General features: G+C 63.2%; 18 protein-coding genes. 8 read left to right on the plus strand and 10 right to left on the minus strand.

From position 1 onward, the window contains the following. Both BM382_RS12640 and BM382_RS12645 read left to right on the plus strand, forming a co-directional pair. Complete coding sequence (locus BM382_RS12640; protein ID WP_083541076.1) at nucleotides 1–1,746, plus strand: PTS fructose-like transporter subunit IIB; 1,746 nt, start codon at nucleotides 1–3, stop codon at nucleotides 1,744–1,746. Nucleotides 1,747–2,078: 332 nt separating this feature from the next. Then, entirely contained in the window at nucleotides 2,079–3,620 is a 1,542-nt protein-coding gene (locus BM382_RS12645; protein ID WP_072442997.1) for an alkaline phosphatase D family protein, read from the plus strand. A gap of 162 nt (nucleotides 3,621–3,782) precedes the next feature. Here BM382_RS12645 and BM382_RS12650 read toward each other — a convergent pair whose 3' ends face one another. Both BM382_RS12650 and BM382_RS12655 read right to left on the minus strand, forming a co-directional pair. After that, nucleotides 3,783–6,314 (minus strand): PepSY domain-containing protein, encoded by a 2,532-nt coding sequence (locus tag BM382_RS12650; RefSeq protein ID WP_072442999.1) that lies wholly within the window; start codon nucleotides 6,312–6,314, stop codon nucleotides 3,783–3,785. 155 nt (nucleotides 6,315–6,469) lie between these two features. Further along, on the minus strand, nucleotides 6,470–8,776 hold the full coding sequence (locus BM382_RS12655; protein ID WP_072443001.1) for a TonB-dependent receptor: 2,307 nt from the start codon (nucleotides 8,774–8,776) through the stop codon (nucleotides 6,470–6,472). Between the two features lie 208 nt (nucleotides 8,777–8,984). On the opposite strand from BM382_RS12655, the gene BM382_RS12660 reads away from it, so the two are divergent. The 4 genes from BM382_RS12660 to BM382_RS12675 are packed head-to-tail and all read left to right on the plus strand — an operon-like array spanning nucleotide 8,985 to nucleotide 11,048. Beyond that, nucleotides 8,985–9,665, plus strand: a complete 681-nt coding sequence (locus BM382_RS12660) for a Fe2+-dependent dioxygenase (RefSeq protein ID WP_072443003.1) — start codon at nucleotides 8,985–8,987, stop codon at nucleotides 9,663–9,665. A 3-nt stretch (nucleotides 9,666–9,668) separates the two neighbouring features. Then, nucleotides 9,669–10,454 (plus strand): tetratricopeptide repeat protein, encoded by a 786-nt coding sequence (locus tag BM382_RS12665; protein ID WP_065364618.1) that lies wholly within the window; start codon nucleotides 9,669–9,671, stop codon nucleotides 10,452–10,454. Nucleotides 10,455–10,509: 55 nt separating this feature from the next. Beyond that, on the plus strand, nucleotides 10,510–10,773 hold the full coding sequence (locus BM382_RS12670; RefSeq protein ID WP_047283908.1) for a CopG family ribbon-helix-helix protein: 264 nt from the start codon (nucleotides 10,510–10,512) through the stop codon (nucleotides 10,771–10,773). Then, complete coding sequence (locus BM382_RS12675) at nucleotides 10,770–11,048, plus strand: type II toxin-antitoxin system RelE/ParE family toxin (RefSeq protein ID WP_072443006.1); 279 nt, start codon at nucleotides 10,770–10,772, stop codon at nucleotides 11,046–11,048. The genes BM382_RS12670 and BM382_RS12675 overlap by 4 nt, the downstream gene beginning before the upstream one ends. A gap of 70 nt (nucleotides 11,049–11,118) precedes the next feature. Here BM382_RS12675 and BM382_RS12680 read toward each other — a convergent pair whose 3' ends face one another. The 5 genes from BM382_RS12680 to BM382_RS12700 form a co-directional block, all read right to left on the minus strand. Beyond that, complete coding sequence (locus tag BM382_RS12680) at nucleotides 11,119–12,282, minus strand: type III PLP-dependent enzyme (RefSeq protein WP_015634137.1); 1,164 nt, start codon at nucleotides 12,280–12,282, stop codon at nucleotides 11,119–11,121. Between the two features lie 678 nt (nucleotides 12,283–12,960). Next, complete coding sequence (locus tag BM382_RS12685) at nucleotides 12,961–14,118, minus strand: osmoprotectant ABC transporter ATP-binding protein OsmV (RefSeq protein ID WP_015634138.1); 1,158 nt, start codon at nucleotides 14,116–14,118, stop codon at nucleotides 12,961–12,963. Next, the gene (locus BM382_RS12690; protein ID WP_011059225.1) at nucleotides 14,115–14,768 is read right to left on the minus strand and encodes an ABC transporter permease; all 654 of its coding nucleotides are present in this window, start codon (nucleotides 14,766–14,768) and stop codon (nucleotides 14,115–14,117) included. Before BM382_RS12690 ends, BM382_RS12685 begins: the two co-directional genes overlap by 4 nt. Nucleotides 14,769–14,780: 12 nt before the next feature. Continuing rightward, the gene (locus tag BM382_RS12695) at nucleotides 14,781–15,674 is read right to left on the minus strand and encodes a glycine betaine ABC transporter substrate-binding protein (protein ID WP_072443008.1); all 894 of its coding nucleotides are present in this window, start codon (nucleotides 15,672–15,674) and stop codon (nucleotides 14,781–14,783) included. Nucleotides 15,675–15,698: 24 nt separating this feature from the next. After that, nucleotides 15,699–16,415 (minus strand): ABC transporter permease, encoded by a 717-nt coding sequence (locus BM382_RS12700; RefSeq protein ID WP_011059227.1) that lies wholly within the window; start codon nucleotides 16,413–16,415, stop codon nucleotides 15,699–15,701. 350 nt (nucleotides 16,416–16,765) lie between these two features. Here BM382_RS12700 and BM382_RS12705 point away from each other — a divergent pair, with 350 nt between their 5' ends. Together BM382_RS12705 and BM382_RS12710 are read left to right on the plus strand one after the other, a co-directional pair. Further along, the gene (locus tag BM382_RS12705; RefSeq protein WP_011059228.1) at nucleotides 16,766–18,349 is read left to right on the plus strand and encodes a peptide chain release factor 3; all 1,584 of its coding nucleotides are present in this window, start codon (nucleotides 16,766–16,768) and stop codon (nucleotides 18,347–18,349) included. Between the two features lie 339 nt (nucleotides 18,350–18,688). Continuing rightward, nucleotides 18,689–18,931 (plus strand): hypothetical protein, encoded by a 243-nt coding sequence (locus BM382_RS12710; RefSeq protein ID WP_015634142.1) that lies wholly within the window; start codon nucleotides 18,689–18,691, stop codon nucleotides 18,929–18,931. Between the two features lie 104 nt (nucleotides 18,932–19,035). Here BM382_RS12710 and BM382_RS12715 read toward each other — a convergent pair whose 3' ends face one another. The 3 genes from BM382_RS12715 to BM382_RS12725 are packed head-to-tail and all read right to left on the minus strand — an operon-like array spanning nucleotide 19,036 to nucleotide 21,897. Next, entirely contained in the window at nucleotides 19,036–20,007 is a 972-nt protein-coding gene (locus BM382_RS12715) for a peptide ABC transporter ATP-binding protein (RefSeq protein ID WP_011059230.1), read from the minus strand. Then, complete coding sequence (locus BM382_RS12720; protein ID WP_011059231.1) at nucleotides 20,007–20,975, minus strand: ABC transporter ATP-binding protein; 969 nt, start codon at nucleotides 20,973–20,975, stop codon at nucleotides 20,007–20,009. Before BM382_RS12720 ends, BM382_RS12715 begins: the two co-directional genes overlap by 1 nt. Nucleotides 20,976–20,985: 10 nt before the next feature. After that, entirely contained in the window at nucleotides 20,986–21,897 is a 912-nt protein-coding gene (locus tag BM382_RS12725; RefSeq protein WP_011059232.1) for an ABC transporter permease subunit, read from the minus strand. Nucleotides 21,898–21,904 lie beyond the last annotated feature (7 nt).

Consider the following 21,904-nt stretch of genomic DNA (forward strand, 5'->3'; position numbering starts at 1 on the left):
ATGAAGTTAGCCATAGTTACCGCCTGCCCCAACGGCATGGTCACCAGCGTGCTCTGCGCCCGCCTGCTGGACGCCGCGGCGCAGCGCCAGGGCTGGAGCACCAGCGTCGAAGTGCACGATGAAACGCACCCGGAACGCCAACTCTCGGCGGCCACCATTGAGGCCGCCGAGTGGGTGCTGGTGGTCAGCACCGGGCCTGTGGATATGTCGCGTTTTGTCGGCAAGCGGGTGTACCGCAGCAGCCCGTCCCAGGCCCTGCAGGATGTCGATGCAGTGCTGCGTCGCGGCGCTGAAGAGGCCCAGGTCCATGTCGCCACCGAGGCCAGTGCCGAGCCGGTGCTCGAAACAGGCAAACGCGCCCCGCGGCTGGTAGCGATCACTGCCTGCCCGACTGGCGTGGCTCACACCTTCATGGCCGCCGAGGCCCTGCAGCAAACCGCCAAGCGCCTGGGCTACGACCTGCAAGTGGAAACCCAGGGCTCGGTGGGCGCGCGCAATCCGCTGAGCGCCCAAGCGATTGCCGAGGCCGACGTGGTGCTGCTGGCGGCGGACATCGAAGTGCCCACCGAGCGTTTTGCCGGCAAGCGCATTTATCGCTGCGGCACCGGCGTGGCCCTGAAACAGTCCGAGGCGACCCTGAACAAGGCCCTGGCCGAGGGCCGGCTGGAGTCCTCCGCAGGAGGCGCCCAGGCACCGGCCAAACAGGAAAAGACCGGGGTCTACAAACACCTGCTGACCGGGGTGTCGTTCATGCTGCCGATGGTGGTGGCGGGCGGTTTGATGATTGCCCTGTCCTTCGTCTTCGGCATCACCGCCTTCAAGGAGGAGGGCACCCTGGCCGCGGCCTTGATGCAGATCGGCGGCGAGACCGCCTTCAAGCTGATGGTGCCGCTGCTGGCGGGTTACATCGCCTACTCCATCGCCGACCGCCCAGGCCTGGCGCCGGGAATGATCGGTGGCATGCTCGCCAGCACCCTGGGTGCGGGTTTTATCGGCGGCATCGTCGCCGGCTTCCTCGCCGGTTATGCGGCCAAGGCGATCAATAAATATGCGCGCTTGCCGCAAAGCCTGGAGGCGCTGAAACCTATCCTGATCATCCCGCTGCTGGCCAGCCTCTTCACCGGGCTGGTGATGATCTACGTGGTGGGCAAACCCGTAGCGGGCATGCTCGAAGCCCTGACCCACTTCCTCGACAGCATGGGTACCACCAACGCGATTCTGCTGGGAGTACTGCTGGGCGGGATGATGTGCGTCGACCTGGGCGGGCCGATCAACAAGGCGGCCTATGCGTTCTCGGTAGGGCTGCTGGCGTCCCAGAGCTATGCACCGATGGCCGCGACCATGGCGGCGGGCATGGTACCGCCCATTGGCCTGGGCATTGCTACCTTCATTGCCCGACGCAAATTTGCCCAGACCGAACGCGAAGCCGGCAAGGCCGCCCTGGTATTGGGCCTGTGCTTTATCTCCGAAGGCGCGATTCCGTTTGCCGCCAAGGACCCGTTGCGAGTGATCCCGGCGAGCATCGCCGGCGGCGCCCTGACCGGGGCTTTGTCGATGTACTTCGGCTGCAAACTGATGGCGCCCCACGGCGGCCTGTTCGTCATGCTGATCCCGAATGCCATCAACCACGCCCTGCTGTACCTGCTGGCGATTGTCGCGGGCAGCCTGCTGACGGCGGTGGTCTATGCGCTGGTGAAACGACCAGAGACCGTCGAACTGGCCCTGGAACCGGCCAAGGCGGCCTGACCTCCACGGCACATCCGTTGCGGCGCAATCCCGCAACGGCACCCGTTGTAGCCGCTGCCGCAGGCTGCGAACGCTCTGGGCGGCACTCCGTCGCAGGAGACGCAGCGATTCCAAACCTGCCCGAGGTTCGTCGGGAAATCGCCAAGCAAGGCCCTTCGGTCCTTTTCGCAGCTTCGCAGGCTCAGCAGCGGCTACAGGGATTACCTAGCTTCGTGTAGCCGCTGCCGCAGGTTGAGAACGACCTATCTGCATTACGGCCTTCAGCTCCTTGTCACACCCCCTTCATCCCCACTGTCTAAGGTGTGCTTTTTGACCATTGTCAGGGAGTCACCATGAGCGAGTTCAACCTCGGCCGTCGTCGGATCATGCAAATCGCCGGGGCGGGGCTGTTGCTGCCGAGCCTGGCGCCGGCGGTGATCGCTTCGGTCAAGGATCGGCCGCAGCTCACCGACGGGGTGCAGTCCGGGGATCTGCTGGGGGATAAGGCGATGATCTGGAGCCGCAGCGATCGTCCGGCGCGGATGGTGGTGGAGTGGGACACGCGAAGCATGTTCAGCAACCCTCGGCGTTTCATCTCGCCCCTGGCCGATGCGCGGACCGACTTCACGGCGCGGGTGGAGTTGACCGGGCTGCCGGCCAACCAGGCGATCTTCTATCGGGTGACCTTCGAGGATGCCCAGTCCGGCGTGGCCAGCGAACCCTGGTTCGGCCACTTGCGCAGTGCGCCTTCGCAACGCCGGGACATCCGTTTTGTCTGGAGCGGCGACACGGTAGGGCAGGGCTTCGGCATCAACCCGGATATCGGCGGCATGCGCATCTACGAGGCAATGCGCCTGCGCCTGCCGGACTTCTTTATCCACAGCGGCGACACCATCTACGCCGACGGCCCGGTGCCGGCGCAGTTGACCGTGGAAGACGGGCGCATCTGGCGCAACCTCACCACCGAGGCCAAGAGCAAAGTGGCCGAGACCCTCGACGAATACCGGGGCAACTACCGCTACAACCTGATGGACGAAAGCCTGCGCCGCTTCAACGCCGAGGTGCCGCAGATCTGGCAGTGGGACGACCACGAGGTGGTCAATAACTGGTCGCCGAGCAAGCAGCTGGACGAACGTTACGTGGTCAAGGACATCCAGACCCTGGTGGGCCGCGCGCGCCAGGCCTGGCTGGAGTATTCGCCCATGCGCCGGCAGAGCGCCGATGGCGGCGGGCGCATCTATCGCAAGCTCAGCTATGGGCCGTTGCTGGATGTGTTCGTGCTGGACATGCGCAGCTATCGCGGCCCCAACGATGACAACCTCGGCGGCGAGAAACCTTTCCTCGGCCGCGAGCAACTGGATTGGCTGAAGCGTGAGCTCAAGGACTCCTCGGCTCAGTGGAAAGTGGTGGCGGCGGACATGCCCATTGGCCTGGGCGTGCCCGATGGCGAAGTCAGCCCCGGGGTGGCGCGCTGGGAGGCGATCGCCAACGGCGACCCGGGCCCGGCCCAGGGCCGCGAGCTGGAGATTGCCGAGCTGCTGGCGTATTTGCGCAAGCATCAGGTGCGCAACCATGTGTGGCTGACGGCGGACGTGCACTACTGCGCGGCCCACCACTACCACCCGGATCGGGCGGCGTTCCAGGATTTCGAGCCGTTCTGGGAGTTTGTCGCCGGCCCCCTGAACGCGGGGAGTTTCGGGCCCAATGTGCTGGACAAGACCTTCGGCCCGGAAGTGGTGTTCCAGAAGGCGCCGCCAGCGCAGAACACTTCACCCTTTGCCGGCTTCCAGTTCTTTGGCGAAGTGCAGATCGATGGGCAAACGGCGGAGCTGAAGGTGATCCTGCGGGACCTGGATGGCGTGGCGGTGTACGAGCACAACCTGCAACCGGCGTAACCATCCCCGCCAACGCCCCGTCCCGTAGGAGCCGGCTTGCCGGCGAAGAGGCCCTTGAGCCTTGCGCTGTCCTGGCGGGCGCCTTCGCTGGCAAGCCAGCTCCTACGGAAGGTGCAGCACGATTGATGTAGGAGCCGGCTTGCCGGCGAAGCGTCTGACGCCTCAGTAAACGTCGCGGCGGTAGCAACCCTGCTCAATCAGGCGTTCGACGTGGTCTGCGCCCAGTACCTCGATGAGCACCTGATCCACCCCCGACGCCATGCCCTGCAAGCTGCCGCAGATGTAGAGCGCGGCGCCATCGTCCAGCCATTTTTTCAGTTCGTCCGCCGCCTGGCGCAGGCGGTCCTGGACGTAGATCTTCTCGGCCTGGTCCCGGGAGAACGCCAGGTCCAGGCGGCTCAGGTCGCCCCGGGTGCGCCATTCCTGCAGTTCATCCTTGAAGTAGAAATCATGCTCGGCATTGCGCTCGCCAAAGATCAGCCAGTTGCGTTGCTGGCCCTCGGCGATCCGCGCCTTGAGCAGGCTGCGCAAGCCCGCCAGCCCGGTGCCGTTGCCCAGCAGAATCAGCGGGCAAGGTTCGGCCGGCAGGTGGAAGCCGCTGTTGCGCCGTACCCGCAGGCTGATGCTCGAACCCACCGCAGCATGCTCGGTGAGCCAGCCGGAACCGATCCCCAGGCTGCCGTCGGCGTGGCGCTCCTGGCGTACCAGCAGCTCCAGGCAACCGTCGGCGGCAATCGAGGCAATGGAGTATTCGCGCATGCTCAGGGGCACCAGGGCATCCACCAGGGCCTGGGCGTGCAGGCCCACCAGGTGGGTGCGGTTTTCTGGTAGCTGGCGGCTGCCCAGGGCCTGTTCGAGGCTTTCTTCCAGGCCGTCGAGCTGCACCTTGCTCTCGCCGCAAAGGCCCAGGCCGTTGAGGAAGTAGTCGACCATCCATGGGCTGTTGCGCGGCATGACTTCCACCAGATCCCCGGCCAGCCAGCTACTGGTGCTGGGGGCCAGCAACTGCAGCAGGTAGACCCCTGAACCGCTGCTTTCAGGGTTGAGCAGGGTGCGGGTGTTCAAGGTCCAGTTGTCGAAGGCCGGGGCTTGCCACAGGTCCACGGGAGCCTGTCCGGTCAGTTGGCCCAGTTGCTGTTGCCAGTGGCGCAGGGCGTAGGTGTCGCCGCTGTCCACTTCGATGGGGGCGAACAGGGTGTTGCCGCCCTGGCTCGACAACCAGTCATGCAGGCGCCGGGCAAAGCCGCAGAAGTGCTGATACTGGCGGTCGCCGAGGCCGAGCACGGCGTACTGCAAACCTGCGAGCGGCAGCTCGCGGCCCAGCAGTTTGCGTTCGAAGCCCCGCGCGCTGTCCGGGGCTTCACCGTCGCCGAAGGTGCTGACTACGAACAGCGCGCGTTGGGCGCTGCGCAGATCCTGCTCGCTGAGGCTGGCCAGCGACTGGACCCTGGCGCTGACCCCGGCAGCTTGCAATTGCCCGGCAGTCTGCCAGGCCAATTGTTCGGCAAAGCCGCTTTGGCTGGCGAAACCGATCAGCCACGCCGAGCCATCGTCGGCGGCGCTTTCCAGGCCTTGGCGAGCGTTCTTGATCTGGCGCTTTTTGCGGCGCCGGTCCAGGTACAGCAGCCAGCCGGTGACGAAGAACAGCGGCATGGTCAAGGAGGCCAGGGTCAGCAGGATGCGCCCCACCAGGCCGAAGTAGCTGCCCACGTGCAGTGCGTAGACGCTAGTGAGCAACTGCGACTTGAAGCTCTTGTCGGCGTAGCGATCATGACGGCTGATGACCCCGGTGGCGGGGTCCAGGGTCAGTTGGTTCAGCGCTCGATCGTGGGGCGAATCCTTCAGCAGGTAGAACACCGTCGCCGGCTGGCCGGCCACGGCGGGCATGCGGATGTTGTAGCCGCTGAGGTCCTTGCCGGCAGCGCTGTAGATACTGCTCCACATGGCATTGTAGTCCGCCACGGGGGCGGGGCCCTTGGGCGGCGGGGCGCCGCGACCACCTCGCTGGCGTTCACTGTGTGGCGCGTCGGAGAGCAGTTTGGTCAGGCCCTCTCTGTACCAATCGTAGGACCAGTACAGGCCGGTGAGGGCGAACAGCAGATAGAACAGCAGGCACCAGGTGCCGAACACCGCGTGCAGGTCCCAGTTGAAGCCGCGGCCTTTCTTGGCCCAGTCCAGGGTCAGCCACACGCGCCAGTTGCCGACCTGGCGCGGCCAGCGCAGGTACAGGCCGGACAGGCAGAAGAAGATCAGGATCAGGGTGCAGGCGCCGGTGATCTGGCGGCCGGTGTCGCCGATGGCCAGGAAGCGGTGCAGTTGCAGCATGAAGCCGAAGAAGTCCTGGCCGACGGCGTCGCCCATGAACTCGCCGGTATAGGGGTCGAAGTAGCGCATCTGGCCACGGCGTTCCCCCGGCGGCGGGGTAAAGAACACCCGCGCGGCGTTGCTGCTGTCGGTCTCGACCCAGAGCATGGACACCGTCTTGCCTTCGGCGGCCTGGATTTTTTCCACCAGTTCGGCGGGCGGCAGCACCCCGGCGGGGAGCTTGTCGACTTGCAGCACCGATGGGTTGAGGGCGCGCAGGATCTCGTCCTGGAACGACACCGTCGCCCCGGTGATGCCCATCAGGGCCAGGATCAGCCCCGCGCTGATGCCGAAGAACCAGTGCAGCTGAAACAGGGTTTTCTTCAACACATCGACCGCCTTGTACGTCCAGAGAGGTGAAACACGGCGCGCATTATGCCGTGGGTTGTCGAGAAGCATTCTTTCTTACACGCAAAAGCCCCAGGCATTGAAATGCGCGGGGCTTGGCTGCCTGTGGCCGGGGCCACAGGAGGGGCTGCGTTGGATCAGAAGTGGAAGTTGGCACTCATCAGGGCGGTACGGCCGGCCGCCTGGTTGGCGAAGTGCGACGCGTAAGCCTTGTCGTAGTAGGTCTTGTCGGTCAGGTTCTGTACGTTCAACTGCAGGTCGACGTTCTTGGTCAGCTTGTAGCTGGCCATGGCGTCGTAGCGGGTGTAGGACGGTACGTACACGGTGTTGCCGGTGTCGCCGTAGACATCGTCGACGTAGAACGCACCGCCACCGACGGTGAGTTTCGAGGTGATGGCGTAGGTGCTCCACAGGCTGAAGCTGTTCTTCGGCGTGTTGGGCATTTCATTGCCTTTGGCCGAGGCCGCACCTGCGGTGATCACGCCGTTACGACCGGTCAAGCCTGGATCAACCAGCTCGCTCTTGAGGTAGCTGTAGCCAGCGAAGACTTGCCATTTGTCGGTGATCTTGCCGCTGGCGCCCAGTTCCAGGCCGTCGACACGGGATTCACCGGCGTTCTGGTAGGTCAGTGCGTCCACGAGGACTCGGGTGTTTTTCTTCTCGGTGCGAAATACCGCAGCGGTGAGGGACAGGCGGTCGTTGAGCACGTTCCACTTGGTCCCCAGTTCATAGTTGACCGTCTCTTCAGGTTGCAGGTCGCTGGTACTGGCGCCGGCAGCCAGGGGGTTGCCCTCGGCACCTTCACCCACCAGGGCGCCGGCCGGGGTGGCCGAGGTGGCGTAGGAGGCGTAGACACTGCCGTTGTCGGTCGGTTTCCAGACCAGGCCGGCCTGCCAGTTCCAGAACTGGCTGTCGTCTTTGAGCTTGCTTCTGGCCTTGACCGTGGCAGTGGGGACCGCGTTGGTGTTGGCAACGGTGTCGAAGGTGTCGTAGCGCAAGCCGACGTTCAGCAGCCATTGCGGGTCCAGCTCGATGGTGTCGAAGACGTAGGCGGCACGGCTGGTGGCCTTGGTGTTGGTGCCGTTGTAGTTGCGTGCAACGCTGCCGGTCCAGGCGTCGTCCGGGTTCGGATTGCCCAGCGAGGTGCAACTGCCGCCGCTGTTGCCCACTTTGTTCGCGGTACAGGTCGGGTTGCTGTTGGGGCTGACGGTATAGCTGCTGACACGGGTTTCTTCGCCCGTGAACTCAAGTCCGGTGGAGTAATTGTGCTTGAAGCCCAGTGCGTGGAATTCGCCAAACAGATCGGTCTGGTTGGTGGTGGTTTCCGTGGTCGAGACGCGGCTGTTGGCGCGACGCCATACGGTGCCGTAGCGGTTGACGTTGAACTTGCTGTCGTCCGGCTGGGTGAGGACATAGTCCTGCCCGGTGCTGCCGTGACGCAGAGTGTTCTTGAGCGTCATGGTGTCGCTCAAGTCATGCTCGATGGAGAAGGTGCTGATGTCCGCGCGGGTCTTGCGGAAGTCACGGTCCTTCAGGCCGTAGAAGTTGTTGCTGTCACCGCCGTCGGTGGGCTTGTCGTGACCATGGGCCGTGGCGCTCGCCGAGCTGTAGCCGTAGGGAATGCCCGAATCCGGCAGGTCGTCGCTTTCCATGTGGTAGTAGCTGAGGTTGACCCGGGTCGGGGTGCCCAGGCCGAAGGTCAGCGATGGTGCCACGCCCCAGCGGTCGTAATTGACGGCGTCGCGGCCAGCCACATTCTGTTCGTGGCTCATCAGGTTCAGACGGAACGCGGCACCCTCGAGGAACTGCCGGTTGACGTCCAGGGTGTAGCGCCGGGTCTGGTCGGAACCGTAGGTGAATCCACCGTTGAGGAAGTCTTGCTGCTTGGGCATCTTGCTGGTCAGGTTCAGGCTGCCGCCCGCGGAACCACGTCCACCAAAGGCCGAGTTCGGACCTTTGCTCACTTCAATGGTTTCGATGTCGAAGATCTCGCGGCTCTGGCCACCGGTGTCACGCACACCGTCGAGATAGGTGTCGCCCTGGGCGTCGAAACCACGAATGAACGGACGGTCACCTTGAGGGTTGCCACCTTCGCCGGCGCCGAAGGTGATGCCCGGTACCGTGCGCAGTGCATCTTGCAGGGAGGTAGCAGCGGTGTCCTTGAGGACTTGCTGGGGAACCACAGTGACCGAGCGCGGTGTATCCACCAGTGGCGCGGTGTATTTCTGCGAGGAAGCTTTTTCCACTTGATAAGAGGTGTTGTCCTGGGCCTCACCGGTAATGCTGGTGGCATCCAGGGCAATGGCTTTGCCCGAGGTCTTCTGGTTGGTGTCTTGCGCGGCCTGGACCATATGGCCCGCGGAGCCGGCGGTAATCGCCACGCCAATCGCAGACGCCAGCAGGCGTGGTGAACTGACAGCGGATGGTGGTTGTTGGCGTGACATGGTGATTCCCCTCCCCAAGGATTTGAGGCCGCGGAATATAGGGGAAAGAAACAATTGTTATCAATTGCGAAACATTACTATTCGCACTGAATTTACATTCTTTACAATTTATCCTTACGGTTTTTGCGTTCTCATTCGTCTGTCGGGTTTTACACAGTCAATAAGAATCAATATCATTGACGGCCTTTCGCTCTGCAGGTACCTGGCCATGTTGCTGCACATCCCTGGCGTGTTCACCCGTGACGAGGTCGGGCGCATCCGTGAAGCCCTGGAACAGGCGGACTGGGCGGACGGCAAGATCACCGCCGGTTACCAGTCGGCCAAGGCCAAGCACAACCTGCAATTGCCGGAAGGCCACCCGCTGGCCCAGGAGATCGGCGCGGCGATGCTCGATCGCCTGTGGCAGAACCCGCTGTTCATGTCCGCCGCCTTGCCGCACAAGGTGTTTCCGCCGCTGATCAACTGCTACACCGCCGGCGGCAGTTTCGATTTTCATATCGACAACGCGGTGCGCCAGCCCAAGGGCAGTCCGGAGCGGGTGCGTACGGACCTGTCGTCGACCCTGTTCTTCAGCGACCCCGAGGATTACGAAGGCGGCGAGCTGGAGATCCAGGACACCTTCGGCCTGCAGCGGGTCAAGCTGCCGGCGGGGGACATGGTGCTGTATCCAGGCACCAGCCTGCACAAGGTCAACCCGGTGACCCGGGGCGCTCGCTACGCCTCATTCTTCTGGACCCAGAGCCTGGTGCGCGAAGATAGCCAGCGCGCCTTGCTGTTCGAGATGGACGGCGCGATCCAGGAGCTGACCCGGGATGTGCCCGAGCATCCTTCGCTGGTCCGCCTGACCGGCACCTACCACAACCTTTTGCGTCGCTGGGTCGAGGTGTAAGCCGTGACTTTTCAACTTCGTCGCGAGGAGCTCCTCGACGGCGCGCAACTGAGCGCCATGCTTGAGGAGAGCCCGGCCCGCGCCGCCCAGGCGGTGCTGGCCGCTGCTTCCGAGGGGCTGCTGGACGCCCAGGCGCTGCTGGGGCAGATCCTCCTCGACGGTCGCGGCATCCAGCAGGATCAACCCCTGGCGGTGCGCTGGTTCGAGATCGCCGCACAACGTGGGCACCTGATGGCGCGCAACATGCTCGGGCGCTGCCATGAGCACGGCTGGGGTTGCCCGGCGGATGCCGCCAGCGCGGCCGGGCACTATCGCCTGGCTGCCGAAGCGGGGCTGGACTGGGGGCTGTACAACTACGCCAACCTGTTGGCCACCGGTCGCGGCGTGGTGCAGAACCATGCCTTGGCCCTGGCCTGTTACCGTCGTGCGGCGGACCTTGGCCATGCCAAATCGATGAACCTGCTGGGGCGCTACCTGGAGGAGGGGCTGGTGTGCCAGGCCGACCTTGAAGCGGCGCGGGACTGGTACCGGCGCTCGGCCGAAGGCGGGGATTTTCGCGGGCAGTTCAGCCATGCGGCAGTGCTGGCCGATGCCGGGCGTATCGACGAAGCCGTGGCGTGGCTGCAACGGGCTCTGGCCGGTGGCAACCTGAATTTCCTCCGGGTGGCATGCGCCGCGCTGCTCAAGGCCACGCACCCCGAGATTCGCGACCTGGCCCAGGCCTATCAGCGGCGCGCAGCGCAATTGGGTGACGAACGGGATGGAGAGCGGCTTGCTGTGTTGTCTTAAATCACTATGATTCAAAGCTAATCGCTTTTAATCATTCTGATGCAGGTCTTGCCTCATGCCCGCGACAAAAGTACTGACCGCTCACATTCCCTTGGACCTGGCTGACAAGGTCGATCAACTTGCTTCTCGCCTGGAACGCTCCCGGGCCTGGGTCGTGAAGCAGGCGTTGGTGGCCTGGGTTGACCAGGAAGAAGAGCGCCGTCGACTGACGCTTGAGGCCTTGGCAGATGTCGATGCTGGAAGGGTTGTCGATCATCAGTCAGTGTTGGCTTGGGCGCAGAGTCTGTCTGGCGACAACCCTCTGCCCTTACCAAAATGAGACAGCTGAAATGGACGAGCAAGGCCCTATCCGATCTGGCTCGGCTTTTTGAGTTTCTCGCCCAGGCCAATCGTTCTACTGCTGCTCGGACCGTGCAATCGCTGGTGCAGGCTCCAGATGCTCTTCTATCTAACCCTCGATTGGGAGAGCAGTTGGAGGAATTCAAGCCGAGGGATGTTCGACGATTGCTGGTGGGGCATTACGAGATGCGTTATGAGATTCAAGGCATGGCCTTGTCCATCCTGCGTATTTGGCATGTCCGGGAAGATCGTTGAATCACTGAACCGCGCGCACAAAAAAGCCCATGACAAGTCATGGGCTTTTTCTTGCAGCTAGCTGCCGTCTTTAAACGTAGAAGGCCTTCAGCGGCGGGAAGCCGTTGAATTCCACCGCGCTGTAGCTGGTGGTGTAGGCGCCGGTGGACAGCCAGTACAGGCGGTCGCCGATGGCCAGGTTCAGTGGCAGGCCGTACTTGTAGTTCTCGTACATGATGTCGGCGCTGTCGCAGGTCGGGCCGGCGATCACCACTTCTTCCACTTCACCTTTCTTCTCGGTCCAGATCGGGAACTTGATGGACTCGTCCATGGTTTCGATCAGGCCGGAGAACTTGCCCACGTCGGTGTACACCCAGCGCTCGACGGCGGTGCGGGATTTGCGCGCCACCAGTACTACTTCGCTGACCAGGATGCCGGCGTTGGCGATCAGCGAACGGCCTGGCTCGAGGATGATTTCCGGCAGGTCGTCGCCGAAGTCTTCCTTGAGGAAGCGGATGATTTCCTCGGCATAGGTTTCCAGGCTGTTGGTGCGGGTGATGTAGTTGGCCGGGAAGCCGCCACCCATGTTGATCAGCTTCAGCTCGATACCGTCTTCTTCCTTGAGGCGCTCGAAGATCACCTTGACCTTGGCAATGGCGGCGTCCCAGACGCTGATGTCGCGCTGTTGCGAACCCACGTGGAACGACACACCGTAAGGCACCAGGCCCAGGTCGCGAGCGAGGATCAGCAGGTCCATGGCCATGTCGGTCTGGCAGCCGAACTTGCGCGACAGCGGCCAGTCGGCGGTGGTGGAGCCTTCGGTGAGAATGCGCACGTAGACTTTCGAACCCGGTGCGGCCTTGGCGATGTTGCGCAGGTCGGCCTCGGAGTCGGTGGCGTACAAGCGCACGCCCTTGTCATAGAAGTAGCGGATGTCCTTGGACTTCTTGATGGTGTTGCCGTAGCTGATGTTGGCCGGGTTGACGCCGCGGCCCAGCACCTTGTCCAGCTCGTAGATCGAAGCGATGTCGAAGCTGGAGCCTTTTTCGTGCAGCAGGTCGATGATCTCGACGGCCGGGTTGGCCTTGACCGCGTAGTAGACCTTGGCGAATTCGAAACCGGCGCGCAGGTCGTCGTAGGCCTGGGAGATCATCTGGGTGTCGATGACCACGAACGGGGTTTCTTGCTGGTCGGCGAAAGACTTCATTTTCTGAAAGGTTTCGCGCGCGAAATAGTCTTCGACGTTAATCGACATGCGTTGGGAACTCCTACTGGCAAACGTTGGTAATCAATGGGTTTAAGGACATGTCATTGATGACAGTGCCTTGTGAACGTCCTCCGTATCCCCACTTTGGTTCGCCTACTTCCCAAGGCATGTCGCCGAAAGCAAAAAGGCCATGGGAAATCTGCCCTTGGCCTTGCTGTCTCGTCGTCAGTACTTGAGCCGGATGGATCGTTTCCAGCATGGACGTTCGGCGCGAACTTTAGGCGGTGAGGGGGCTGAGATCAACAAAAAATGTCGCGTTTTTGCACTTGTCTGACGTGCGTTATCGACACCTCTCTTTGTAGCCGACACAGATGACGGACAGATGTTCCCGAAGAATTCTCGAGTGTTAAAAATACCTGCACGTTCGACGCTTTTGCGTGCCAAGTAGCTGGGAAGTATGAAAGCGTCAACATCGGCGACGTTAGCGGCGAGAGGGCGGTTTGAGGGGGATTTTGGCTGTTTCGGAGGAGGGCGCCGGACAGCTCTGACCGGGGCGGCTGTTGATATTTTTTTCCGGCGTGTGGGTGGGCCAAAAACACCTGGTGGCGAGGGCGCTTGCTCGCGCCGGATGCGCAGCAGCCCCATTCTTTTTGCAAAGAGGGGCCGCTTCACGGTCCCGCGGGAGCAAGCGCCCTCGCCACAGGTTGGTTATTGGCTATTTATTGATCAGGCGACCACTGTTTCAGCCGGCGAGACGATATTGGTCTTCATCCCCCGCGAACGCCCGGAGCTCAGGTAGGCGGCGATGGATTCCTGAGTCACCTCGCCCAGGAACACCCGCTCGGCATCCATCACCGGCAGCCACGAGCGGTTGAACTCGTACATGCGCGACAGAAGAATCCGCAGGTGTTCGTCGTAGGCGGCTGTAGCGTTGAACTCTCGCAGGAACTGGGCGCAGGTGCCGGTCTGACGGTGCAGGTCGCGACGACGTACATAACCCAGAGCCTTGTTCTCGGCACAGGTCACCACCACATAGCGCCGGTCGTGTTCGTCCATCAGTTCCAGGGCGTCGGCTACCGGGGTTTCCGGGCTGACCGACGGGGCGTTGTCCGCGGCGTCTTCGGCCTTGACCAGCAACAGGCGTTTCAAGGTGCTGTCCTGGCCGACGAAGTTGCTGACGAAGTCGTCCGCCGGGTGCGCCAGCAGGGTGTCGGGGTGATCGATCTGCAGCAACTTGCCGGCACGGAAGATGGCGATCTTGTCCCCCAGCTTGATGGCTTCGTCGATGTCATGGCTGACCATGATCACGGTCTTGTTCAGCGCCCGCTGCATCTCGAAGAATTCGTTCTGGATCATCTCGCGGTTGATCGGGTCCACCGCGCCGAAGGGTTCGTCCATCAGCAGCAGCGGGGCGTCCGCCGCCAGGGCGCGGATCACCCCGATGCGCTGTTGCTGGCCACCGGACAGTTCCCGTGGGTAGCGATGCAGGTACTGCTTGGGTTCGAGCTTGATCATGCTCATCAGCTCGCGGGCCCGGTCGTGGCATTTCTGCTTGTCCCAGCCCAGCAGGCGTGGCACTACCACGATGTTTTCCTCGATGGTCATGTTGGGGAACAGGCCGATCTGCTGGATCACGTAGCCGATGTTGCGGCGCAGGGTCACTTCGTCGAGATCGGTGGTGTCCTCGCCATTGATCAGCACCTTGCCCGAGGTGGGCATGATCAGGCGGTTGATCATTTTCAGCGTGGTGCTCTTGCCGCAGCCGGAGGGCCCGAGGAACACGCAGATCTCGCCTTCATTGACGGTCAGGCTTACCGAGTCGACGGCTTTGACATCCTTGCCGTTGCTGCGAAAGGTCTTGGTCAGGTTTTGAAGTTCGATCATTTCAGGAGTCCTTTTGGAGTCAGCGAGCGTTGCAGCCATTGCAGAAGCAGGTCGGCGAAGATGGCCAGGAGACTGACCAGCACGGCGCCGACGATCAGCATCGACATGTCGCTGCGGCTGATGGAAGCAAGAATGAGTACGCCCAGGCCGCCCGCGCCGATGGTGGCGGCGATGGTCATGACGCCGATGTTCATCACCACGGCGGTGCGTACCCCGGCGAGGATCACCGGCACCGCGATCGGCAACTCGACCATGCGCAGGCGCTGGCCGAAGGTCATGCCGATGCCGCGGGCGGCTTCACGAATGCCCGGTTCGACGCCGGTCAGCGCCAGGTAGGTGTTGCGCATGATCGGCAGCAGAGAATAGAGGAACACCGCGGTGATAGCCGGCAGCGGGCCCAGGCCCTGGCCGAACTTGGAGTAGAACGGCAGCAGCAGGCCGAACAGGGCGATGGACGGAATGGTCAGCAGCACGGTGGCGCTGGCCTGCAGTGGGCCGGCAAGGGTCGGGAAGCGGGTCATCAGCACGCCCAGGGGCACACCGAAGACGATGGCCAGGGTGACGGCGATGCCCACCAGGGTGATGTGCTGCCAGGTCAGGTGCAGGACCTGGGCCCAATCGAGATGGGAAAAGGCGTTCAGGAATTCCATGTCTTCTCCTCTTTAATTGATCGGGTGCTGGCGCAGGAAATCTGCGGCCACGGCGGATGGGCTTTCATGGTCGACATCGACCCGCGCATTCAACTGGCGCATGGTTTCGTCGTCGAACAGGGCTGCCAGTGGCTTGAGGTCGGTGGCCAGTTGCGGGTGGGCGTCGAGATAGACCTGGCGCACCACGGGCGCTGCGGTGTAGTCCGGGAAGTAGTGCTTGTCGTCTTCCAGCAGTTTGAGCTTGAAGGCGTTGAGGCGCCCGTCGGTGGTGTACACCAGACCGGCAAACACCTGGCCATTGCGCAGGGCGGTGTAGACCAGGCCGGCGTCCATCTGCCGGGTGTTCTTGCGGGTCAGGGCCATGTCATAGAGCTTGACCATCCCGGCCATGCCGTCGGAGCGGTTGGCGAACTCGGTGTCCAGGGCCACCAGGCGGTTTTCCTTGGTGTTTTCGGCCAGGGCCAGGGTCAGGTCGCTGATGCTATTGATCTGCGGATGTTCCTTGGCCACGTTCTCTGGCAGCGCCAGGGCATAGGTATTGCTGAACTTGGACGGTGACAGCCAGACCAGGCCTTTTTTCGCATCGAGTTCTTTCACCCGGGCGTAGGACTGTTCGCTGTCGAGTTTCTCGTCGATGTGGTTGTAGGCCACCAGCGAGACTCCGGTGTATTCCCAGATCAGGTCCAACTGGCCACTTTCCTGGGCACTGCGGGCCAGGTTGCTGCCCAGGCCCCCGGTGACGCGGGTGTCGTAGCCCTTGCTGCGCAAGTACTGGGAGGTGATCTCCGCCAGCAGGGTCTGTTCGGTGAAGACCCGGGCGCCGATGCGGATCAGCGGTTTTTCCACGGCGTGGGCCAATGTGCTGAAAAGCAGGGCGCAGCCGAGTATCAGGCTTAATTTCTTCATGTCGGTTCCTTGGCTCTGACGGGCTTAAGACGGGCGCAGACCACGTTCCAGCCAAAGTCGGCTGGCCAGGGTCACCAGGCCATCGAGGAGCAAGGCCAGCAGCGCGGTGCAGGCGGCGCCGAGCAGCAGTTGCGGCTGATTGTTCAGGGCGATGCCGGGGAAAATCAGGCTGCCCAGGCTGTTGGCGCCGATCAGGAAGGCCAGGGGCGCGGTGCCGACATTGATCGCCAGGGCCACCCGCACGCCGCCGATGATGATCGGCACGGCATTGGGCAATTCGACTTTCCACAGCACCTGGCGTGGCGTCATGCCGATGCCGACCGCGGCCTCCTTGAGGGAGCCCTGGACGTTCTTCAGGCCTTCATAGGTGTTGCGCACGATGGGCAGCAGGGAGGCGAGGAACAGCGCGAAAATGGCCGGGCCACTGCCGATGCCGAGGATCCCCAGGGCGATGGCCAGGACGGCCAGGGGAGGGACGGTGTTACCGATGTTGAACACTTGCATGAAGCGTTCGGCGCGTCCGACCATGCTCGGGCGGCTGAGGACGATGCCGGCGGGGATCCCCACCACCAGCGCGGCTAGCATTGAAGCCAGGACCAGGAACAGATGGGCTTGCAGGTAGAACAACAGATCGTCGCGGTAGTGTTCGATCGTAGTGATGCCGATCCAGTGGACCAGCAGGGCCAGGAGGGCGATTACCGCAGCGCCTCCTATCAGCCCTTTGCCATAGCGAATAGCCACAGGCGGACTCCTTTTTGTCGGTCGGCGGGCACTTTCCCGTGTGGCAGGGCCATTCCTGGCTGCCGGGAAAATACGCGCGAAAAGCAGCTCGTCGAGCGCCGGCAGAGCGGCGGGTGAACGGGCCATGAGCGCAGCTTCGTCAAGCTAACTTGCTGATATTTCAGCCCCTGACGACAGTGCGTGACAGGGGAGTGGACGTCTCCACGTTTTAAAAGGTTCCATAATTGGCAGCATTTAGCCACCGCTAATCTGCCGTCCGGTCGCCCGGGCGACGGGGTGAGCTGTGGCCCGCAAGGCTATGTCTGGGCTATAATCTGCGCCCTTTTTTGATCACCGCCAGGCGATTTCCCATGACCCAACAGGCCGCCGAAGTCGCGAAACGCCGCACTTTCGCCATTATTTCCCACCCGGATGCGGGTAAGACCACCATCACCGAGAAGCTGTTGCTGATGGGCAAGGCCATTGCGGTGGCGGGTACCGTCAAATCGCGCAAGTCCGACCGCCACGCCACTTCCGACTGGATGGAGATGGAGAAGCAGCGGGGTATTTCCATTACCACGTCGGTCATGCAGTTCCCCTATCGCGAACACATGATCAACCTGCTGGACACCCCCGGCCACGAAGACTTCTCGGAAGACACCTACCGCACCCTGACTGCCGTGGACTCGGCGCTGATGGTGCTCGACGGCGGTAAGGGCGTAGAGCCACGGACCATCGCCCTGATGGACGTCTGCCGCCTGCGCGACACGCCCATCGTCAGTTTCATCAACAAACTCGACCGCGACATTCGCGACCCGATCGAACTGCTGGACGAAATCGAAGCGGTCCTGAAGATTAAGGCCGCGCCTATCACCTGGCCGATCGGTTGCTACCGCGACTTCAAGGGTGTGTACCACCTGGCGGGCGACTACATCATCGTCTACACCCCGGGCCACGGCCACGAGCGCACCGAAACCAAGATCATCGAAAAGCTCGACTCCGCCGAAGCCAGGGCCCACCTGGGTGACGAGTACGAGCGCTTCATCGAGCAGCTGGAACTGGTGCAGGGCGCCTGCCACGAGTTCAACCAGCAGGAGTTCCTCGACGGCCAGCTGACGCCGGTGTTCTTCGGGACCGCGCTGGGCAACTTCGGTGTCGACCACGTGCTCGACGCCGTGGTGGACTGGGCGCCGCTGCCGCTGGCCCGCGTTGCCAACGAGCGCAGCGTGGCCCCCCAGGAAGAGAAGTTCTCGGGCTTCATCTTCAAGATCCAGGCGAACATGGACCCCAAGCACCGCGACCGCATCGCCTTCATGCGCATCTGCTCGGGCAAGTACGAGAAAGGCATGAAGATGCGCCACGTGCGCACTGGCAAGGACGTGCGCATCGGCGACGCCCTGACCTTCTTCTCCTCCGAGCGTGAGCAACTGGAAGAGGCCTATGCCGGCGACATCATCGGCCTGCACAACCACGGCACCATCCAGATCGGCGACACCTTCACCGAAGGCGAGGCGCTGGGCTTCACCGGTATCCCGCACTTCGCCCCGGAGCTGTTCCGCCGTGTGCGTCTGAAGGACCCGCTCAAGTCCAAGCAACTGCGCCAGGGCCTGCAACAGCTGGCCGAAGAAGGCGCGACCCAGGTGTTCTTCCCCGAGCGCAGCAACGACATCATCCTCGGCGCCGTGGGTGTGCTGCAGTTCGACGTGGTGGCCAGCCGCCTGAAGGAGGAATACAAGGTTGAGTGCTCCTACGAGCCGATCACCGTGTGGTCAGCCCGCTGGATCGAATGCAGCGACAAGAAGAAGCTCGAAGAGTTTTCCAACAAGGCGGTGGAAAACCTGGCCCTGGACGGCGGCGGCCACCTGACCTACCTGGCGCCGACCCGGGTCAACCTGGCGCTGATGGAAGAGCGCTGGCCGGACGTGAAATTCCGCGCCACCCGCGAACACCACTAAGTTCGCCGGTCACCCCCGAGCCCCGCTGTGCAGACAGCGGGGCTTTTTTTTGCGCGCAGGATTGGCCTGCCGCCGCCCCGTAGGCGCCGGCTTGCCAGCGAAGGCGGCGGACGCTGTTGTGCCTGGCTTGCGGGTTTCTTCGCCGGCAAGCCGGCTCCTGCGGGGTGTGGTGTTTTCAAGGGAGCGCCGTTAGTCGGAAGGGCTTTGGCGGCTCGGGAATCGATAGGGAGCTATCTGGAAAAGCCGGGATATCACGACTAGGTTTCAGACAGTGCTGTGGCCGCCGCAAGGCTGGCGCGCAGCCATCGATGATTCACCTATGAAAGGATGGAATCGGCTATGAGAATTTTCCAACGCGTTGTGCTGTTGATCAAAGTGCTGGTGATGCTGTCGCTCGGAACCTCGGCGGCCTGGGCCCACAACCTGATGCAGGTGAGCGAGCCGGGTTACTCCTCGAGCCAGAGCGCACCGGTGCAGATGCTTGCCAAGTCCGAATCGGAGCCGGGCGATGAGGGCCAGGGTGGCAGTTCCGGCGATGACGACCAGACCACCGACGAGGATGACGGCGACAGCCAGGGCTAAAAGAAACCCCCGACGACGGACTGATGCGCAATCCGTCGCCGGGGGCGGGTCGAACAAGGTTCAGGCGCTCCCGGAGGCATCCGGGAGCGCCTTTTTCATGGCCGCTACAGCACGAATTGCTCGGCGTAGTGGCAGGCCACCTGGCGGCTGTCGAGCTGGCGCAGGGCCGGCTCTTCAGTGCTGCAGCGCTCGGTGGCATAAGGGCAGCGCTTGTGGAAGGCGCAGCCCGGTGGTGGGTTCAGCGGGTTGGGCAGCTCGCCGACGATCTTGATCTTCGGCTTGTCCGGGTCCGGGTGGATGGTTGGTGTCGCCGACAGCAGGGCCTGGGTGTAGGGGTGCAGGGGGCGGGTGTAGATGTCCTCCTTGGGGCCCATTTCCACCGGCCGGCCGAGGTACATCACCAGCACCTGGTCGGCCACGTGGCGCACCACTGCCAGGTTGTGGGAAATGAACACGTAGGCGGTGTTGAATTCCTGCTGCAGGTCCATGAACAGGTTCAATACCTGGGCCTGGATCGATACGTCCAGGGCCGAGGTCGGTTCGTCCGCCACCAGCACCTTGGGCTGCAGCATCATTGCCCGGGCCAGGGCGATACGCTGGCGCTGCCCCCCGGAGAACATGTGCGGGTAGCGCTGGTAATGTTCGGGGCGCAGGCCTACCTGCTTCATCATCGCCTGGACTTTTTCCCGGCGTTCGGCGGCCGACAGCTTGGTGTTGATCAGCAGCGGCTCGGCCAGCTGGTCACCGATCTTCTGCCGCGGGTTGAGCGAGGCATAAGGGCTCTGGAACACCATCTGCACGTCTTTGCGCAGTTGCTTGCGCTGGGCCTTGTCGGCACCGGCGACTTCCTGGCCGGCGATCTTCAGCGAGCCGGAAGACGGTTCCTCGATCAGGGTCAGGGCCCGCGCCAGGGTGGATTTGCCACAGCCGGATTCACCCACCACTGCCAGGGTCTTGCCGGCTTCCAGCTCGAAGGACACGCCGTTGAGTGCGCGCACGGTGGCGTGGCCCTTGAACAGGCCACGGGACACTTCGTAGTGACGGGTGAGGTCGCGGGCGGTAAGAACGACGGCCATTACGCCACCTCCTGATTCAGCGGGTAGAAGCAGCGCACCAGGCTGGCGGCTTTCGGGTCGAGGCTGGGGCGCTGGGCGCGGCAGTTGTCTTGCACGTAGGGGCAGCGCGGCGACAGCAGGCAGCCTTGAGGCCGGTCGTAGCGCCCGGGGACGATGCCCGGCAGGGTCGACAAGCGAGTGGCGCCGAGGCTGTGCTCGGGAATCGCCGCCAGCAGCGCTTCGCTGTAGGGGTGCGCGGGAATGTCGAACAGCTCCGGTACCTGGCCCACCTCAACCGCCTGGCCGGCGTACATCACGCACACCCGCTGGGCGGTTTCGGCGACCACGGCGAGGTCGTGGGTGATCAGCACCAGGCCCATGTTCTGCTCTTTCTGCAGGTTCAGCAGCAGGTCCATGATCTGCGCCTGGATGGTCACGTCCAGGGCGGTGGTGGGTTCGTCGGCGATCAGCAGCTTGGGCTCGCCGGCGATCGCCATGGCGATTGCCACCCGCTGGCTCATGCCGCCGGACAGTTGGTGCGGGTAGGCGTCCATGCGGCTGGCGGCGCCGGGGATCTCGACCTTTTCCAGCAGTTCGATGGCGCGCTTGCGTGCGGCCTTGCTGGACATCTTCAGGTGCAGGCGCAGCACTTCCTCGATCTGGAAGCCCACGGTGTAGCTGGGGTTCAACGCGGTCATCGGGTCCTGGAAGACCATGGCCAGGTCCTTGCCGACGATCTGCCGGCGCTGGCGCGCGCTGAGCTTGAGCATGTCGCGGCCGTCGAAGCTTAGGGCATCGGCGGTGACGATGCCCGGGTGCTCGATCAGGCCCATCAGGGCCATCATGGTCACCGATTTGCCGGAGCCGGACTCGCCGACGATGGCCAGCACTTCGCCCTTGTCGACCTTGAGGTCGAGGCCATCGACCACCGGCACCGCAGTGGCGTCGCCGAAACGGACATTGAGATTCTTGATTTCTAGCAGTGACATGGGAATCTCCTCAGGCGGCGTTCTTGAGTTTCGGATCCAGCGCATCGCGCAGGCCGTCGCCCATCAGGTTGATTGCCAGCACGCTGAGCAAAATGGTCAGGCCCGGCAGGCTCACGACCCACCAGGCGCGTTCGATGTAGTCCCGGGCCGAGGCCAGCATGGTGCCCCACTCCGGAGTCGGCGGTTGCACGCCCAGGCCGAGGAAGCCCAGGGCGGCGGCGTCGAGGATCGCCGAGGAGAAGCTCAGGGTGGCCTGGACGATCAGCGGTGCCATGCAGTTGGGCAGCACGGTGATGAACATCAGGCGTGGCAGGCCGGCACCGGCCAGGCGCGCGGCGGTCACGTAGTCGCGGTTGAGTTCGCCCATCACTGCGGCGCGGGTCAGGCGTACATAGGACGGCAGGGACACCACGGCAATGGCGATCACGGTATTGATCAGGCCTGGGCCGAGGATGGCGACGATGGCCACGGCCAGCAGCAGCGAGGGCAGGGCCAGCATGATGTCCATCAGGCGCATGATGGTCGGGCCCAGCAAACGCGGGAAGAAGCCGGCGAACAGCCCGAGGAGGATCCCCGGGATCAGCGACATCACCACCGACGACAGGCCGATCAGCAGCGACAGGCGCGAACCCTGGATCAGGCGCGAGAGCAGGTCGCGGCCCAGTTCATCGGTGCCCAGCAGGAACTGCATCTGGCCGCCTTCGAGCCAGGCCGGAGGGGTCAGCAGGAAGTCGCGGTACTGCTCGCTGGGGTTGTGCGGCGCCACCCAGGGCGCGAACAGTGCGCAGAACACGATCAGCAGCATGAACAGCAGGCCGGCCACCGCGCCCTTGTTGCGGGAGAAGTGCTGCCAGAATTCTTTGTAGACGGACGGATAGAGCAGGCTTTGATCGACTGCTACTGAGGAAGTTGGAGTGCTCATTAGTCTT

Source organism: Pseudomonas sp. NFPP25 (assembly GCF_900116505.1).
Classification (GTDB): domain Bacteria; phylum Pseudomonadota; class Gammaproteobacteria; order Pseudomonadales; family Pseudomonadaceae; genus Aquipseudomonas; species Aquipseudomonas protegens.